The sequence below is a fragment of the Salmonella enterica subsp. diarizonae genome (genome assembly GCF_008692785.1).
GTDB classification, from domain to species: Bacteria; Pseudomonadota; Gammaproteobacteria; order Enterobacterales; family Enterobacteriaceae; genus Salmonella; species Salmonella diarizonae.
This window is the reverse complement of record NZ_VXJV01000001.1, coordinates 106,220-120,491: the sequence shown is the minus strand read 5'-3', so window position 1 is coordinate 120,491 and position 14,272 is coordinate 106,220. Positions and strand designations below refer to the sequence as shown.

Annotated in this window: 22 protein-coding genes and 3 pseudogenes; 1 reads left to right on the top strand and 24 read right to left on the bottom strand. The window is 49.9% G+C overall.

Going from position 1 to position 14,272, the window contains the following annotated elements; all coding sequences use genetic code 11:
* Positions 1–90: 90 nt before the first annotated feature.
* The 24 genes and pseudogenes from F4V72_RS00590 to F4V72_RS00480 all read right to left on the bottom strand — a co-directional run bounded on the left by F4V72_RS00590 (position 91) and on the right by F4V72_RS00480 (position 13,506).
* Positions 91–699 (bottom strand): helix-turn-helix domain-containing protein, encoded by a 609-nt coding sequence (locus F4V72_RS00590; protein WP_023246865.1) that lies wholly within the window; start codon positions 697–699, stop codon positions 91–93.
* A gap of 964 nt (positions 700–1,663) precedes the next feature.
* A pseudogene (locus F4V72_RS00585) lies at positions 1,664–1,772 on the bottom strand (IS630 family transposase); the annotation flags it as partial.
* Between the two features lies 1 nt (position 1,773).
* Positions 1,774–1,906 (bottom strand): annotated as a pseudogene (locus tag F4V72_RS00580) (integrase); the annotation flags it as partial.
* A 482-nt stretch (positions 1,907–2,388) separates the two neighbouring features.
* Positions 2,389–3,237 carry a DUF4942 domain-containing protein gene (locus tag F4V72_RS00575; protein WP_136058075.1) on the bottom strand — a complete coding sequence of 283 codons (849 nt, stop codon included), beginning with the start codon at positions 3,235–3,237 and terminating at the stop codon, positions 2,389–2,391.
* A gap of 61 nt (positions 3,238–3,298) precedes the next feature.
* Positions 3,299–3,493 (bottom strand): DUF957 domain-containing protein, encoded by a 195-nt coding sequence (locus F4V72_RS00570; protein ID WP_136058076.1) that lies wholly within the window; start codon positions 3,491–3,493, stop codon positions 3,299–3,301.
* 37 nt (positions 3,494–3,530) lie between these two features.
* A complete protein-coding gene (locus F4V72_RS00565; RefSeq protein ID WP_023248931.1) occupies positions 3,531–4,022 on the bottom strand; it encodes a DUF5983 family protein in 492 nt (163 codons plus the stop codon).
* Positions 4,019–4,399 (bottom strand): TA system toxin CbtA family protein, encoded by a 381-nt coding sequence (locus tag F4V72_RS00560; protein ID WP_109183668.1) that lies wholly within the window; start codon positions 4,397–4,399, stop codon positions 4,019–4,021. Before F4V72_RS00560 ends, F4V72_RS00565 begins: the two co-directional genes overlap by 4 nt.
* A 60-nt stretch (positions 4,400–4,459) precedes the next feature.
* A complete protein-coding gene (locus tag F4V72_RS00555) occupies positions 4,460–5,104 on the bottom strand; it encodes an antitoxin of toxin-antitoxin stability system (protein WP_136058077.1) in 645 nt (214 codons plus the stop codon).
* Entirely contained in the window at positions 5,101–5,472 is a 372-nt protein-coding gene (locus F4V72_RS00550; RefSeq protein ID WP_136058078.1) for a type IV toxin-antitoxin system YeeU family antitoxin, read from the bottom strand. The genes F4V72_RS00555 and F4V72_RS00550 overlap by 4 nt, the downstream gene beginning before the upstream one ends.
* The gene (locus F4V72_RS00545; RefSeq protein WP_136058079.1) at positions 5,444–5,809 is read right to left on the bottom strand and encodes a type IV toxin-antitoxin system YeeU family antitoxin; all 366 of its coding nucleotides are present in this window, start codon (positions 5,807–5,809) and stop codon (positions 5,444–5,446) included. Before F4V72_RS00545 ends, F4V72_RS00550 begins: the two co-directional genes overlap by 29 nt.
* 17 nt (positions 5,810–5,826) lie before the next feature.
* Positions 5,827–6,043: pseudogene (locus tag F4V72_RS00540) on the bottom strand (DUF987 family protein).
* Positions 6,040–6,330 (bottom strand): hypothetical protein, encoded by a 291-nt coding sequence (locus tag F4V72_RS00535; protein ID WP_109183672.1) that lies wholly within the window; start codon positions 6,328–6,330, stop codon positions 6,040–6,042. Before F4V72_RS00535 ends, F4V72_RS00540 begins: the two are co-directional and overlap by 4 nt.
* A 139-nt stretch (positions 6,331–6,469) precedes the next feature.
* On the bottom strand, positions 6,470–6,946 hold the full coding sequence (locus tag F4V72_RS00530) for an antirestriction protein (RefSeq protein WP_109183673.1): 477 nt from the start codon (positions 6,944–6,946) through the stop codon (positions 6,470–6,472).
* A gap of 83 nt (positions 6,947–7,029) precedes the next feature.
* Complete coding sequence (locus tag F4V72_RS00525) at positions 7,030–7,401, bottom strand: hypothetical protein (protein ID WP_109183674.1); 372 nt, start codon at positions 7,399–7,401, stop codon at positions 7,030–7,032.
* A gap of 154 nt (positions 7,402–7,555) precedes the next feature.
* A complete protein-coding gene (locus F4V72_RS00520; RefSeq protein ID WP_109183675.1) occupies positions 7,556–7,810 on the bottom strand; it encodes a hypothetical protein in 255 nt (84 codons plus the stop codon).
* Positions 7,810–8,628: a DUF932 domain-containing protein gene (locus F4V72_RS00515; protein WP_136058080.1), complete on the bottom strand. Its 819-nt coding sequence runs from the start codon at positions 8,626–8,628 to the stop codon at positions 7,810–7,812. The genes F4V72_RS00520 and F4V72_RS00515 overlap by 1 nt, the downstream gene beginning before the upstream one ends.
* A 108-nt stretch (positions 8,629–8,736) precedes the next feature.
* Entirely contained in the window at positions 8,737–8,967 is a 231-nt protein-coding gene (locus tag F4V72_RS00510; RefSeq protein WP_136058081.1) for a hypothetical protein, read from the bottom strand.
* Entirely contained in the window at positions 8,964–9,197 is a 234-nt protein-coding gene (locus tag F4V72_RS00505) for a DUF905 domain-containing protein (protein WP_109183677.1), read from the bottom strand. Before F4V72_RS00505 ends, F4V72_RS00510 begins: the two co-directional genes overlap by 4 nt.
* Positions 9,198–9,270: 73 nt before the next feature.
* Complete coding sequence (locus tag F4V72_RS00500; protein WP_232081657.1) at positions 9,271–10,239, bottom strand: inhibitor of vertebrate lysozyme family protein; 969 nt, start codon at positions 10,237–10,239, stop codon at positions 9,271–9,273.
* A gap of 35 nt (positions 10,240–10,274) precedes the next feature.
* Entirely contained in the window at positions 10,275–10,685 is a 411-nt protein-coding gene (locus tag F4V72_RS00495) for a hypothetical protein (RefSeq protein ID WP_136058082.1), read from the bottom strand.
* Positions 10,686–10,831: 146 nt separating this feature from the next.
* Positions 10,832–11,047 (bottom strand): transposase, encoded by a 216-nt coding sequence (locus F4V72_RS00490; protein ID WP_136058083.1) that lies wholly within the window; start codon positions 11,045–11,047, stop codon positions 10,832–10,834.
* Positions 11,048–11,059: 12 nt separating this feature from the next.
* A complete protein-coding gene (locus F4V72_RS24015; protein ID WP_001509365.1) occupies positions 11,060–11,206 on the bottom strand; it encodes a hypothetical protein in 147 nt (48 codons plus the stop codon).
* A 408-nt stretch (positions 11,207–11,614) separates the two neighbouring features.
* Entirely contained in the window at positions 11,615–12,490 is an 876-nt protein-coding gene (locus F4V72_RS00485; protein WP_136058084.1) for a GTPase family protein, read from the bottom strand.
* A gap of 101 nt (positions 12,491–12,591) precedes the next feature.
* Positions 12,592–13,506 carry a hypothetical protein gene (locus F4V72_RS00480; RefSeq protein ID WP_232081656.1) on the bottom strand — a complete coding sequence of 305 codons (915 nt, stop codon included), beginning with the start codon at positions 13,504–13,506 and terminating at the stop codon, positions 12,592–12,594.
* Between the two features lie 501 nt (positions 13,507–14,007).
* Between F4V72_RS00480 and F4V72_RS00475 the strand changes: the two genes are divergently transcribed.
* Positions 14,008–14,214, top strand: a complete 207-nt coding sequence (locus tag F4V72_RS00475) for a helix-turn-helix transcriptional regulator (RefSeq protein WP_025715112.1) — start codon at positions 14,008–14,010, stop codon at positions 14,212–14,214.
* Positions 14,215–14,272: the final 58 nt, after the last annotated feature.

The window sequence follows — 14,272 nt, the reverse complement described above, 5'->3', positions numbered from 1 at the left end:
ACAGACGTTATAGTATTAACGCAATAGTTGAACGATAAATATATTTAACCTCATGCCCTTTAATAAGGTGACTGTTAAAGGGCAATATTATTATAGTGTAGTTTTTATCAGGATACCTTTTTCTATCTCTATCTTTCCTTCATCCCGAAGTTGTTTTAGTATCTTCATTATTACGCTACGGGACAGTGACGTTCTTTCTTTAATATAATCACTGGCGATGATTTTTCTTCGAAATTCCTCAGAATGAGAAGATAATGCCAGTAAGGCACGGGTGACGAGCGCTTTCGTATCTCTTCCTGTGTAATTCTTAAGTGAATTCACTGCCTCAGATAAAAGGTGTCCGAAATGTAACATGGCGGGCTCCCATAAATTGCGCTCACTCACAATTCTGGAAAATTGCAGCGGATCTATGAATTCGTAATCTATAGACGTGTAGGTATATAAATAGAGAGATTCATATTGCTCCATTCCAATATGTTGAAAGATTGATGCAACCCCTAATATTTCTGGTCCTTCTATTACCCTGAGAAGCAAGCGCTCTTCACGTCGGTACACTCCAAATGTTCCAGAGTGAATGATAATGCAGCGTGCATGTCCCTCTGAAACTAATGGAATTATTTCTTGTTTTTGTGAGTGATTGATATTTTCTTTTTTAGAAAGGTTATTAATTAATAGGGTGATGTTTTCGACAGGATTCATTATGCACTCCTTGCACGTTTAACAGACAAAACCTAACTTATTTATCATATTATCATGTATTTGATTATTTAGGTAATGCATTGGCATGTATTATTTGAAATAAATAACAATCTTTATGTGGATTACAGTCAGAGCGTTTTTACAGGAGGATGGTGGCAAAAAACATTCATAATACTAATATTGTTTACAGATATATCAGATATTGATTTTGTGATGTGGAACACTATTTTTTAATAGCGTGCGTATTGAATTGAAATGCTATTTCGATGAACATTGATTCTCAATGAGTCAGTACCATATTGACTTGCATACGCACCAAATAATATACCTGGTACTGAGTTATTTTTTAAATTAAACACAACCGAACCAGGCCGTCATGGTCTGGATTGAATATTGATAACAGCATGCTTGGATTTTATACTGTTACTTAAAAGTAAAACCTTAGTACCAACGTTTGCTGTTTGGAATGTTAAAAAAATTTTATTGTATCTACTATGAGGAAAACCTAATATCTCAATATTTAGTTTATTTATTGTTGGCGTTTTTGGAGTTGCAACTTCACTGATAACGTATTGTTTATGTTATCAATGTCATCTATTCATTGCTTGATTTTATTCAGGTAATGGGATGTAAGACCGGTTAGGAGCATATTATTGTATGATATTTTTCGGGGATGAGAAATTACAATTCTATTGTAGTATTTATTTTCCTGTTGTGTTGTGGTGCAGAACCCTTTATCACATGAATGATAATTATGCCCCGAGAAATAAGGAATATATTTAACCAAAAATGTATGTTTTTTCTCTGAGAGCTGCTACGTTTGCTATACGTAGCACTTGTAGCAAGGGAAAAATCGTCCGTTGCTTTTTAAAAATCTCAGCAACGCGTCTTAGAGTATATTATACGTTTATCTTTAGTTATGTTCCTGGGATTGCTTGCCCCTTAATGGTATTTGTCATTGAAACAGCATCAGCCTAGCAGTTAGTCTGCGGGCATGGTTTTTGTCTCGTGTTTTATGGATAGTGTTCTGCATCAGGCGTCGTTCATTACGGTATTGGGGTTATGATCGACATCATACCAATTTTTCTTTCCTCCTTTCGACAAAGGAGCGATTCGCAGGATCAAACCATCGCCATCAAACAAGTTAACCGGAGGGCTTCGTGCTTTTGATTTCAGTGTCAGTGAGTTTCTTAGCGATTTTTGCCATTTTGAGCCCCTCGGTTTTTGGACCCTTTATGTTGGGTCCCAAAAAGGGTGCCATAAGTGATAGTTCTCAGCAATTCTCACTGGACGACAATAGACGTAAAAAAGCCCGCAGAGCTTGTGCTGTGCGGGCTTAGTAGACTTCACTGTACTTCAAACAACTAAAAAGTGGTGGCTGGCGTGATCTGAATTGATACTTTAATTAATTGTTTTATATTGAATAAATATCAATTCAACTTTTTATTTGGGCCTATCGTTGGGCCTAAAGTTGATTATAGTTAAATATCAATCAGTTAGGATGATTTTATCGTTCTCCAACACTAGCATATCTGGATAATGACTTGCCTGGATAGTTGCCTTCTACAATTCGTAGGAAGGGGAGAAATCAGGAATGTAATTGAGCAAGAATGGGGGATTCTCCCAGTTGTTTAGCGTCTTGGGGAAGCTGATTGGAGCTTCCCGAACGGATCACTCAATTCCTGTGATTCAGTTAACGCACGCTAACATCCCCGGATAATGCTTCGCCACGATATCATTCATCTTATCAACCAGCCCTGGTCGCTTAAAAGTGATATGCGCCGTCCCCTTCTGAAAGTACTTGATTGCAAACATCTCATCCTCGTAGCTGTTACTGTGCCTGTTCTCATGAATATGATCGCCAAGACGGCGGGTGACATCGGCTCGGTTGTCGGGGACTGGTTTTCCATCGAGGAGCATCAGCATGCGCTCCAGGTTAGCAAGCCGGTCACGCTGCCAGCTCCAGTTGAGGCTGTATCCCCACCGGTCGCATTTAACCAGACCATTCACGATAATTTTTGAACCAAACTTACACGGTGAATTTGACTTATAATTCCAGCTCAGGCTTTTGAACACATTGATCACCCCACGCTCAAATACCTCACCTTTATTCAGATGCAATTGTTTAAATGTGCTGAGAATATTGTCTTCACTGACAGCGGGAATATCGTCTTTCTCCAGGCTGTTGTACCACTGTTCACGGGCCTGGGTGTCCATAAGCGACAACATTCCTGACCGCTTCATCAGGTCGCGCCAGATGCTGCGATCGAGATTACGGGTGATAGATTTCATCGCTGTTTCTGGTTTCTCCAGAAGCCAGCAGCCACAGCGGAAGTTCTGCTTCATGGCCCAGTCCGGGGCGGTTTTGCCGCCGATGCTGCGGGTCAGCGTCGATATTTCAGCAAGCTGGTGGATCAGTGATTCAATTTGTGTCAGCGCGGCGTTACGCCCGGTTATGATACGCTCAATGCTGGTGGAGCAAATCACATCGGTATGGTCAGTTAAGACTTCGGGGCCGGCATGAGTGTGTTCTGACATTATTTTCTTTCCTTTATATAAGCACAAAACGCCGGTCTGTGAGGACCGGCGCTTATGCGTGTTATTGGGGAGAAAGTAAAAGCCGGAGGCAGTGTACCGTCCGGACATCGTTCAGGGCCTGTTCAATACAGGGCAACAGTGCGGCGGAACCGGTGAGAGCATCGTCGCTGTCGAAGATAATTTCCGTACCGCAGTCAGTATTGTCCTGCAGCCAGCAGAGCAGGATCTGCAGGCCTTCTTCAGTGGTTAATGGCATACGTTTACCGTCAGGAATGTGAATACAAGGGTGGAGGTTACCAGTCGAAGATTTCAAAGCCGGGCAGGAGTTCGCCGAAAGCATCCAGGTGGAGAATGCCAATGGCGTAACGGCGTATCAGCGTCACCACTAACCGGCGACAGGCTTTTGACATTCCCATCCGTTTCAGCGCCAGCACGGGGTACCGGCGGGCATTGAGCCGGAGCAAAAATCCGTAGCCGGTATACAGTATCCAGTCACTGTCACCGCCGTCGTGCTGCTGAAGTGAGGCCTGGTCCAGGATAGCGTTATCCTCACCGGTGATATGCGCGGTACTGCAGCACATCCCTGACAGGGAGGTAAACGGTGGCAGTGTGGATTCAGCGGCCTGTTTATCAGACTCGTCGACAACACGAAGTGAATAACCGTTATCACAGACCACATCAATCAGTTCAGCGAGCTCAATGCCATCCACTTCCACGGCAATTCTTCCCATGTTCAGTGCCAGAACGTTGATACGGTCGGCTTCGAGGTTCAGGCACAATTTCATGGTTTCAGTTCCTGATGATACCGACCAGTGGTGATGTCGGTAACGGCCCGGTAACTATTGCGGGTCATCAGGCCACAGGCTTTTCTGGCCCGGAGAATATCGATACGGGTGATAAGCGGGGACTGCACTGTGATACTGAACCCTGGCCGGTCGGTCCGGACCAGGTCATATTTTTCAACGATAAAGTTCAGCGCATCGCACAGGGAGATGCCGGCGTCGATATGCTGCTCAATGACGCCGTCGTTACCAAACGGCGTATCGCTGAGCGTCAGGCCATAGTGCTGGTTCAGCAGATGCGACAGCAGGGTCTGCCATACGGCGACGGGTGACGGATGTGACGATGCCGCTCCGGGCCGGAGTGAGGGTAAAATTTGCATAATGTGTTCTCCGTTGTGTGGAAGGTAAGAAACGAACCGGGAGGAAATGACGAAAACGGTTTAGCCGAAGCGCAGGCCGGTTTCGGTGAAGGTGTAGCCGCCGGCGATAAGCGCCTCATCCACGGCTTCCGGTGAGGTCAGCCAGTCGTATTGCGTTTCCAGTTGCTGATACAACCAGCGGGCCAGGTCGCGTAACGCGTCACTCAGGACACAGTCTGCGTCGTCGGTGGCCTGCTGGCCGGTGGGGGAGTCACGCTCAACGGTAATGTGCATACTGTATTCGTGGTAATAGCGCCCCTGATGCTGAATATCAGCCTGAAGCTGCCAGACGTTACGCTGCTGGATGGCCTGCAGTTCATCAGCAATACGGTGCAGTTCTTCGTCCTGCGGCGCATGCTGTCTGATGTTTTGTGCGGCACCGGGCTGATAACGATAGTGGCCCTCAAAGCAGGCGCCGTCCCCCTGACTCCAGAAGCCGGAGAACCAGATGCAGGTTTTCTCGTGATATCTGCCGCCGGTGGTGGTGACGGTGCGGGTGCTGAGTCTTATACCCAGGATGCTGCAAATCAGGGTGAAATCCTCATAAACATCACTGTACCAGTCATACTCCAGCCCCCCTTCACAGTACCAGGCTCTGGCTTTCTCGCGGGCAGATTCTGACAGTTCATCAGACAGATACACTGTGGTGGAGATAACCCGGCTCATCGTGCCATACCTCCGGTTTCAGGGGGCTCTCCGGGGTAAATGGCAAGATAAACATAGCCACAGGAGCCGAGAGTATCGGCCTCGCAGACAAGGCCATTGTGGTACAGGGTGACGCAGTGCTGATGGTGGGGATTAAGTTCACCGGAAAGCAGCATCAGTTCCAGCTGTTTGAGCATCAGCGGGAATGCCTGGTCAAGCTGGCGTAAATGCGCAGCGCTGAATTTACCCACAATACTGGCGCGGTCGGCAAGGTAGTGCAGGCGGTTCCCCTCCTGGACCAGGCGTGCACCGAACAGTGGCGCGACGGGACGATTCAGGCCCCACCAGGGCGAGGCGATATCATGTACTGTGGTTGTGGTCTTCGTCATTTGCGGGCTCCTCTGACGGGGTTAATTCAACAGATGTCGGGTAAATCATCAGGCAGACAGCGCCCTGTGGACCGGGTTCTGATTCGCAGGTCAGGCCGTTGTGGTGAAAGACATTCGGCATCAGTGCCTCCGGTGAGCCGGGAGCAGCTGTCGCGACCATCTGCTGTAATATCAGCGGGAAGGCCTGCGCCAGCCACCGGGCTTCCTCCTCGGTGAAAGCCGCCCTGATATCGTCCCGGCTGGTCTGTAAACGGAACAGACAGCCGTCCTGCAGCAGACGGCCCCGGATGCAGGGGACTGAATGATTATCCGGTCGTTTACGGTTGTTCTCTGACATTATTTTTCCTTCGTGGATTAATTCAGGGTGACGCACATCAGGCGGGTGTACGGGCCGTGATGGTCCCGGCGACGTTCAGCGTACACCGCCAGTACGCCACGAATATCCTGCACGTCCCGGCCGTACCAGTACGCTGCCGGACCACGGGTATTTCCCGGTACAGAAGCGAAACAGGCGGGACTGCGGATGCCGGCGGTATATCGTCATTGCCCGGCGTTTGCTGATGATTTTCATACGCCGGACCTGCCTGAGCCGGTGCCTGTCAGCAGGGCATCAACAATGTCATTCCAGCACCACTCCTCATCATCCGGAACAGGTAGCGTTATCTGTCTGAACGGTATCTTCAGAAGCCCGGCAAGGCGTGCAGCAATATCAGTGAGAGGTTTATCACCCTGCGCGATATCGGCACACTCCAGGAAGAGGCCGTGTATATAAACCGCTTCATCCCCGTTCTCCAGGCGAAGAACGGTCACGCCACTGAAAATATCAGCGGGTGTAACCTGCATTTCATCGTTTCTCATGGTGTCATTACCGTTTTAAAGCCAGCCGCGTTCAGCGAATGAGACAATATCCATCCCCCCCCACCACCAGGTGATCCAGCAGGCGGATGTCGGTAATGTGGCGGCAAACAGAGGTAACAGTTGTCTCATGGCGGTATCCTCAGTCGGTGATATGCATGATGGCGCTGCATTCAGGATGGTTAAGGGCATAATCCCGCAGGCGGTAATAGTGCGCGGTCATCAGGTCGCTGTTCGTGCGGCAGGCATGGTGGCTGTACTCCAGCAGGCAGGCGGTGATCCCGGCAGCCTCAGGGCTCATGTCCGTGCCGTTGCCGTTCATGCCGTTGTACAGTGACCAGACGTCATCCCCGTCATTCGCCTCCGGGGCCATAAACGCGCCACCGTTACTCAGCGTGTAAAACTGCCAGATACCGCCGCTGTAGTCCGCACACAGGCGGTCCGTCCATGCGAAGATGCGGGGCTCCAGTAATATCCACTGCGGGATACCCCGGAAGTGGCGGGGCCAGAAGTCAGGGCGGTCCTCGTCCTCCACGGGTGTGGCGGTGATGAGAGTGTCATCTGATGCAGGGATAAGTTCAGCGTCGGAAGCGCTGGTCGGATTAAATGCTGTGGTCATCATGGTTTCCTCAATAAACAGAAATAAAACCGGCTCCGGGGATATCCGGAACCGGCTGAGCGGAATGGCAGGACGGTGTGACGTCACCACCAGGCGTGGAAGCACAGACGGTGGGCGTCAAAATCAAACGACGCCAGCTGTTGCTGTACAAACTGTTTCAGATTCTCCACGTCAGACCAGTAGTCGTCGTTGTACTCCTGTGAGCCGAAGAAGAAGCCTTCGGTGGTCGGGAACAGGTCGTTGCAGTTTTCCGGCGTGAGGCGGTCGAGGGTGCCCCGGAGTTTTTCCAGGTCATGACGGGTCAGCGGCACATCGGTACAGTTCTCCACCTCCCCGGCGTTGGCATCAATCCAGTTGAGCAGGGCGTTGAACTTGCGGTAATAGCCGACGGCCTCATCCTGCTCCCTGCGGGTGGTGTCAGCCGGACGTTTAATGAAATACACATCGAGTCCCATGAGGAACCTCCTGATTCAGTTGAGATAAATGAAAAAGGCCATGCACGGGAGGGGCATGGCCTGTGGTGTCTGTCGGTGAATAAGCTGAGTGGGGGGATGTTGTTACCGGCGATATCACGGGTCAGTAAGGCAGGTCTGCCATGACGTTTTCGTCTTATTTGCCGGGGTGAGTACTCCGGTTCAGGCAAAATGCCGGACAGGACTGTGCATAGCCGTCAGTGTCAACGCGCGCGGGCCAGATACCCTCAGTAATGAACAGCCGGCACAGGCTGAGTTCAGCGGGCCGGTAACAGAGGCGGGAGCACCAGGCGCAGAGGTCATCGTCGGAGACGGAGCGGCAGCCCGGCTGGTTTTCCAGAGATACCGGATAAATCCCGGTCTGACGGGCATCAGCAGGAACATGGCGCATCAGCTCAGCGCCTGCTGCATCTGTTCCGCCATCACCCACAGGGCACGGTTGAGCCTGACGTCGCCATCAATACCGTTCACCGCGCGGGTATGGGTACGTTTACCCTGAGCGGTGCGACCGGGAAGACCGCCCTTCAGCAAATTTTCCTGAAGCGTATTCCAGACGGTCCATAAATCCTGCCCGTAATCCTCCCGGCGACGTGGGGTAAGAACCTGCGTGGTGGTTACGGGCTGGTGCTCTTCGCCAAAGCGATACGTCAGGGCGGCTTTTGCCAGCGCCTGTTGTGCCGGTGGCGGGAGCTGCAGTGACTGCATGGCTTCACGCTTTTCTTCCACCCGGTCAAACACGCCCAGGACTTCGTAAGCGCCCTCAATCACTTTCCCGGCGATATCGCCCCGGTGTGGAACTCTGATTTCGCCAAAGGACTGCCCGCAGACGAGCGAATTGGTACAGACGCTTCTGAAGTACCCCGGCAGCATCTGGTACGAACTGGAACCATCGTGGCTGTTGAGCAAAATAATCTCCGGCACTTGCATACCGGTAATCTGCCCGGCACGGCGCAGGCGCAGCAGGTGTTTGGTATGTTCGCGTTTGCCGGGGTCCCTGACTCTGGACTGGCAGGCAAAGAAGGGCTGAAACCCTTCGCGTTGTAGATTCTCCAGCAGTGTGATGGTGGGGATGTAAGCGTATCGGTCACTGCGGGATTCGTGGCGGTCTTCACTGAACACGCTGGGGACCACCTGCATCAGTTCTTCATGGGTTAATGGACGGTCACGGCGTATCTGGTTTATCCGCCCGAAGCGGCTGGCTAATCGCATGGTTTACTCCTCGGTAGTGGGGTAACGCTATAAAAAAGACCATGCTCCCGGTGGGAACATGGTCTGATGCCGGGCAGGTTGCGCCCGCTGTGGCTGAATGTCGGTGGGCTACGTCTGTGCTTCTGTCAACTGGTCACTGGCCTCCTCCAGTGCGCTGACTGCTGCATCCAGTGCAGCAATGGCCGTCTGCATAGCATCGCCGCGCTCGCCGTTCTGTATGCCTTCCGGCAGGTTATTAAAGGCGTCCTCTTCCTCATCGAGCACAGATTGCACGTCATCCTTCAGTTCAGCGAGTTGCTGTGACAGTTCGGCCAGGTGTTTGCGGCGTTCGTTATTCACACCGGCCCCTTACGAATGCCGTAGTCGGCAATAAAGCGGTTCAGCCCCTGACCGGCTCTGGCGGCGAAGTTCCAGTCCCGCCAGATAAGGCTTCCGTCAGTATTACGAATTACCAGACGGAAATGAGAGCCCTGGTCGTCTTCGATAGCAACGTTGGTATATTGAGACGCAACCGCTTCTGCCTGCTGGCGAGTAAACGGTCCCTCAGGTAGTTCAGTGAGTTCAGGCATACAGTTTCCTTAAAACAAAAAAGCCATGTACCCGGAAGGAACATGGCCTGATGGAATGTTTTAACTCTGATGATTAATGCTGCTGGTTTTTCTCTTTAACCTTTGACCATGAAGGGCGTTTTTTTCCTGAGAATTCCTTCTGCATTGACCAGTAGCCAATCGGGAACTGTTTCACGAGCACCCCGTTGATACCAATATCGACCGACAGATACTGACCATTGCTGATACTGCCCTTGCGGATATACGCATCCGGGCTGCAGGTACCCGTGTCATACTGTCGCCATGATGCGGTATCACGGGCGGCGACATAAAAATCACCGAAGGCACAGCCGGTTGCTGATTTGCGATTCAGAACGGCAACGTAATACTTAGTACTGGCGATAATGGTGCAACTGCTGTTCTGAGCGCCACAGACCTGCCATAACGATTTGCCACCGTTGTCCTTAAAGGTCCAGATAGTGTTTGCTGGTGCGCCGTCTGCAGGCGTTGTCGTCACTGCCGGAGCCTGTTGCACCGGGGCAACGTCCGGTACATCACGGCGTAATATTCGTGCTTCTGCATCTCCGGCGTCACCAAACATCTTTTCCTCACCACCGTTGTAGTAAAAACCTGCCACAACATGTTCTGAAGGGATATACAGAATTTTCAGATAATGGTCACCGCAGTTACCCTGTTCACAGACAGAGCCCAGCAGCCACTTCTCGTCACCAATATCGACCGGAATTAATCCACTGTCAGGGCCGTTCATTGACCCCTGTTTTCCCGTTAACCCGGTAAGTCCTGCTGACTTCAGGGCGTCATCAAGGTCTTTCCTGAATACCGGGTCAGCATCGTAAATGCTGCCCAGAAAGGGGCAGGAACCGTATCCGTTGTCATTATCACCTGCATCAGGATTGCAACTCATTGCATCCTCTGCAGTTTTTGCAATATTAGCGGCATAAACCCCGGTGGTAATAAAACAAAGCAAGGATATCAATATTGCCTGTTTTAATTTACGTAAATTAAAAGACATTATTAGCCCGATTCCATTATTTTTGTTCAAAATAAACGGGCCCCGTGCAGAGCCCTGTAACAGACTTAAAAATCAATAGTATTCAGCCCGACGTTCTTTTTGATGGTGGGATCGTAAATAACGACAGTAAGGTGACCGTTCTCCGGTGAACGGACAAACTTCGCGGTGGCCTCACCGCTGCATGTCGCATGACGGTTATAGTCCATCATTTTTCCCTTTGCGGTGGTAAGGTTCACCACGATGAGATAAGGGTCGTAACAGGCCATGCCCCCCGGGCTGCTTAACAGCGCATAGTGGCTATCATCAGAGACACTGACGAGGCTGCACGTTCCGTCTTTCACATCTTCACTTCCGCACATCAGCTCACTGCCGTCTTTCACATCAGTCACTGTCCGGGGCAATTTAACCGCTGCAGCACTGGCTGAGGCACTCAATAAAAAACCAGAAACCATTAATGACAATATAAATGCTTTCATCTGTTCATCCTGTTTATTGTTAAAGTAACAATGATTGTGTGGCGTAAATCACGGGCTGGTCTGCATCCTGTTTATCATTACGGGGAAATATTCACTTCCCCCTGAACATAACCACAGGCAGGGCCTGAGCAGGCCCTGCGAAATAACTAACGGTCCCCCCGGTCACGCAAGACCTTTCGTGCCAGACGCTTTTCCGCCTCCGTTGCGCTGCTGAAAATACCGTTGTCGGTGACAATTCTCTTAAGTTCTGCACTACTTTTTGTCTCCAGTCGGTCATGAATCGCTCTTACCTCCCGCGCACTGTCGAGGGCGTCTTTTGCCACTTCTTTAGCCAGTTTCCCGGCTGTATCCCAGAATCCCATCTCATTTACCCTTTACAGATAACCGTTATCCTTGCCCCACTCACACCCGCAGTCCCGGCACATCCAGCCATCGGCCCAGGGAATGGTGTCGTGAGAGCCACAGTCCGGGCAGCGTTTGCCGGAAGTCGGATTGCCGGGTGTGATACGTCTTATTTTCATCGTGTTATCCTTCTGTTGTTTGTTGACGTGGTTCCGGGCTGAAGCCAGACGGCGCCAATATTCGTCAGAGGCAGTCAGGGATACGGGACTGATATCCGCCCGTCAGATACCCGTTACACTTATGAAGTACCAGCCTGCGGAGGATGTTCAGACGCTTTTTCACAGGGTTAACCTGAGGTATTAACGGTCTGCAGTATCAGCAGAAAAAGGGAGCGAAAATATAAAGCCCTTCCTGCTTATCTCCGGTGAATCAGGAATGAATCTGGTTCATCATGTTGATTTTAAATAAGTAAATATGACCTGATTTTATAACCCTGTAGTCGGGCAGGATAATGAATTAAATCGATCGGTTCGATCGATAATCATGATTGTGGGGAGCCTTTTCACCAAAGGAAGAGGAAAGGGGAGTCAGAAGAAGATCCAGTCCCAGACGGCCCGTGCGACGGACACCACCGCATCGCGCACGGTACGAATCACCGTTTTCAATGGGGCGGGCAGGAGCGACGATGACTCTGCTGTATCAAACACACGGCCCACCGCCTTACCAAAGCCGTCACGGGCCTGCGTCCTGACCGGCTCGGTACAGAGCCTCCCGTGCAGCTGTGTTGCCACCGGGCTGGTGGCGCGGTCAGGCAGACAGCGCATCATGGTTGCTACCATGTCCTCAATACCCCAGCCGCTACAGGCGGATACCAGGCAGACCGGGTGATGTGGCTTAAACATCGCCGTAATGGCGGCCTGTTTCTCCTGAAGATTTGCCCGTTGCTGTGCTGAGGGGGTACTGGTACGGGTATCCCATTCATGGCAGGGTTCGATTTTGTCGGCCTGGTTAATGACAAACAGCACCTGCTGCTGGTACGTCTGCATCACGCCGCGCCAGAACTGCTCGTCCACCGACAGCGCCCGGTCATCAGCCTTAATGACCCACAGCACCAGATCCAGTTCAGGCAGTATACGCCGGTACAGGGTGCGGTATTCATGGTCCCGTTGCCCGTTTTCCCCCACACCCGGTAAATCGACAATCACCAGACTGTGACGCCCGCTGCGCAGCCGGAAGCGCAGTACGTCACGGGTACAGGCGTTCACATCACTGACCGGGGAGACCTCACCCCGGAAGAGTTCATTACAGAGCGATGATTTACCGGCACCGCTTTTGCCCATGATACCAATCACCGGTTCGTAGTGGGTGAGATTCTGAATACGTTCAAGAATAAGCCGGCGAAGCGTATCGGGAAGCGACGCCAGCGGTTGTTCAAGGGCCTGAAGGCCGTGTGGTTTATTCATACAGGGTTCTCAGCGTGAAAAAACAAAAATCCCCGCGCTCCGGTCAGGGAGGCGGGGGATTCACGAAGATAATATCTGTCTGAAATTATTTGGAGTGAATGCTATTTATCTTCTGCATATCTGGCATCGTGCCAGGCATTCATAATGATCACTTCAAGTTCTTCATTAATTTTTCGACCATTATTCTTTGCCAGCATATCGAGCTTTTCTTTAATATCCTTCTGGACATAAGTGTTAATCACTTTTTTGTCAGCTATGTTTTCCCGGAATATATTCTGGTTGTATGTTTTTTTCATCCGCTGAATCATCAGACGCCGGGTATCAGGGTGGGCGGGCCAGGAATAGAGTACGGCCGTGAGAAACGTAACTACCTGTTGCTGTCTGATTTCAGTCATAAATGAAGGCATATAATCTGGTTTGATATGCTCCATCACATACTTAAAAGCCCACGCACATTGCTTATGGTTTTTTACGTCAATCCACCTGAATGGCTCCGGTAGTTCCCGGTTAAGTCTGAACCAGTGTTTTTTTAATGAGCAAAGTGTATTGCTTTTAATCAGTAAGCCAGTATCCCAGTTATCAAAGCAGGAATATATTGCAGACAGTGCATCCTCCCGGCTTTCCGGAATGACCGGGATTAAATCGTTCTTAATGAGAGGTTTCAGCTCGCTGCTGAAATTCACCTCAAACGCCCCAGCTTCATAGGGTCCCATGGTTGAAAGAACATTCCATGCAAAATACGCTGATGCGTAATCCTTTATCCATTCAAACTCTTTTTCCGGAACGATGCTGGAAAATAGCTCATTCTTCATTCCCCGAACAAACTGATTGTATTCCTGAGTGCTCTTAAATTCGTTGTTAAGCTCTCTCAGGATCATGTCGATAATGTCCTGGTTTTTATAGTCAGGGATAAGGATGAGCGGCGTTCGATCACTGTAACCTTCGATTTTTCTCTTCATATATTCAATATAAAACTGGCACGCTCTTTCTGTTCTGTCCGTCAGTTGTTCTTTCATAATTACATTTTTATTGGTTTTAAAGTAGATATCACTACGTAGATTAATACGTATACAAAGCGTAGTCAAATGCGTTGCTTTCTTCGTAGTAATTTACGGATTAAAAAGTGTAGTGAAAGTCATATATTAAATAATGCATAGTGATACGATTTTAAGTGGTTTTCAATGAAAAACAACAGGATAAGTCGCTCGCCGACCTTATAGAAAAGTAAAAATGTCTGTTTCAAAGGACAGATATTCCGGTGACTATAAGTCCATGGAGACAAAAGAGGAAGGATGACCGACACCTGAGCGATTAATGTCTGCAAAGATGAGGTAACAGAAGAATGTCAGACAGTCATGCACATGAGCACTTCGAAATACATCTCAGAACGGGTTGACCTGCAGAGGTCAATATAACTCGCTTTTTTTACGTATCTCCCCATGGGTATGCCCCGGAGCAGTGACAGCAATTAAATATCACTCATCCGGCTTACCTTTCTTAACCGGAGATACCAAATCATGACTACGCATCCCTTACTTACCGAAGACCAGTTGATTGACATGGCATTTATTACCAGTTTGCTGCAAATGACAGACAAGTGGATTTACAAGCTCATTAAGGACGGAGCCTTTCCCAAGCCCATCAAGCTGGGTCGAAGCTCCCGATGGCGGAAGAGCGAAGTGGAAGTCTGGCTCCAGGAGCGTATCGACCAGTCCCGTAAATAACCTCACTCAGAACTAATCCCACTGGCAAGACAATAGCTATCCGGTTACCCCGGAGGTT

Excerpts from the sequence above, each read along its gene's own strand:
- F4V72_RS00590 (WP_023246865.1), bottom strand. The coding sequence starts at position 699 with ATGAATCCTGTCGAAAACATCACCCTATTAATTAATAACCTTTCTAAA.
- F4V72_RS00575 (WP_136058075.1), bottom strand. The coding sequence starts at position 3,237 with ATGTCAGAACACACTCATGCCGGCCCCGAAGTCTTAACTGACCATACC.
- F4V72_RS00570 (WP_136058076.1), bottom strand. The coding sequence starts at position 3,493 with ATGCCATTAACCACTGAAGAAGGCCTGCAGATCCTGCTCTGCTGGCTG.
- F4V72_RS00565 (WP_023248931.1), bottom strand. The coding sequence starts at position 4,022 with ATGAAATTGTGCCTGAACCTCGAAGCCGACCGTATCAACGTTCTGGCA.
- F4V72_RS00560 (WP_109183668.1), bottom strand. The coding sequence starts at position 4,399 with ATGCAAATTTTACCCTCACTCCGGCCCGGAGCGGCATCGTCACATCCG.
- F4V72_RS00555 (WP_136058077.1), bottom strand. The coding sequence starts at position 5,104 with ATGAGCCGGGTTATCTCCACCACAGTGTATCTGTCTGATGAACTGTCA.
- F4V72_RS00550 (WP_136058078.1), bottom strand. The coding sequence starts at position 5,472 with ATGACGAAGACCACAACCACAGTACATGATATCGCCTCGCCCTGGTGG.
- F4V72_RS00545 (WP_136058079.1), bottom strand. The coding sequence starts at position 5,809 with ATGTCAGAGAACAACCGTAAACGACCGGATAATCATTCAGTCCCCTGC.
- F4V72_RS00535 (WP_109183672.1), bottom strand. The coding sequence starts at position 6,330 with ATGAGAAACGATGAAATGCAGGTTACACCCGCTGATATTTTCAGTGGC.
- F4V72_RS00530 (WP_109183673.1), bottom strand. The coding sequence starts at position 6,946 with ATGACCACAGCATTTAATCCGACCAGCGCTTCCGACGCTGAACTTATC.
- F4V72_RS00525 (WP_109183674.1), bottom strand. The coding sequence starts at position 7,401 with ATGGGACTCGATGTGTATTTCATTAAACGTCCGGCTGACACCACCCGC.
- F4V72_RS00520 (WP_109183675.1), bottom strand. The coding sequence starts at position 7,810 with ATGCGCCATGTTCCTGCTGATGCCCGTCAGACCGGGATTTATCCGGTA.
- F4V72_RS00515 (WP_136058080.1), bottom strand. The coding sequence starts at position 8,628 with ATGCGATTAGCCAGCCGCTTCGGGCGGATAAACCAGATACGCCGTGAC.
- F4V72_RS00505 (WP_109183677.1), bottom strand. The coding sequence starts at position 9,197 with ATGCCTGAACTCACTGAACTACCTGAGGGACCGTTTACTCGCCAGCAG.
- F4V72_RS00495 (WP_136058082.1), bottom strand. The coding sequence starts at position 10,685 with ATGAAAGCATTTATATTGTCATTAATGGTTTCTGGTTTTTTATTGAGT.
- F4V72_RS00490 (WP_136058083.1), bottom strand. The coding sequence starts at position 11,047 with ATGGGATTCTGGGATACAGCCGGGAAACTGGCTAAAGAAGTGGCAAAA.
- F4V72_RS24015 (WP_001509365.1), bottom strand. The coding sequence starts at position 11,206 with ATGAAAATAAGACGTATCACACCCGGCAATCCGACTTCCGGCAAACGC.
- F4V72_RS00485 (WP_136058084.1), bottom strand. The coding sequence starts at position 12,490 with ATGAATAAACCACACGGCCTTCAGGCCCTTGAACAACCGCTGGCGTCG.
- F4V72_RS00480 (WP_232081656.1), bottom strand. The coding sequence starts at position 13,506 with ATGAAAGAACAACTGACGGACAGAACAGAAAGAGCGTGCCAGTTTTAT.
- F4V72_RS00475 (WP_025715112.1), top strand. The coding sequence starts at position 14,008 with ATGACTACGCATCCCTTACTTACCGAAGACCAGTTGATTGACATGGCA.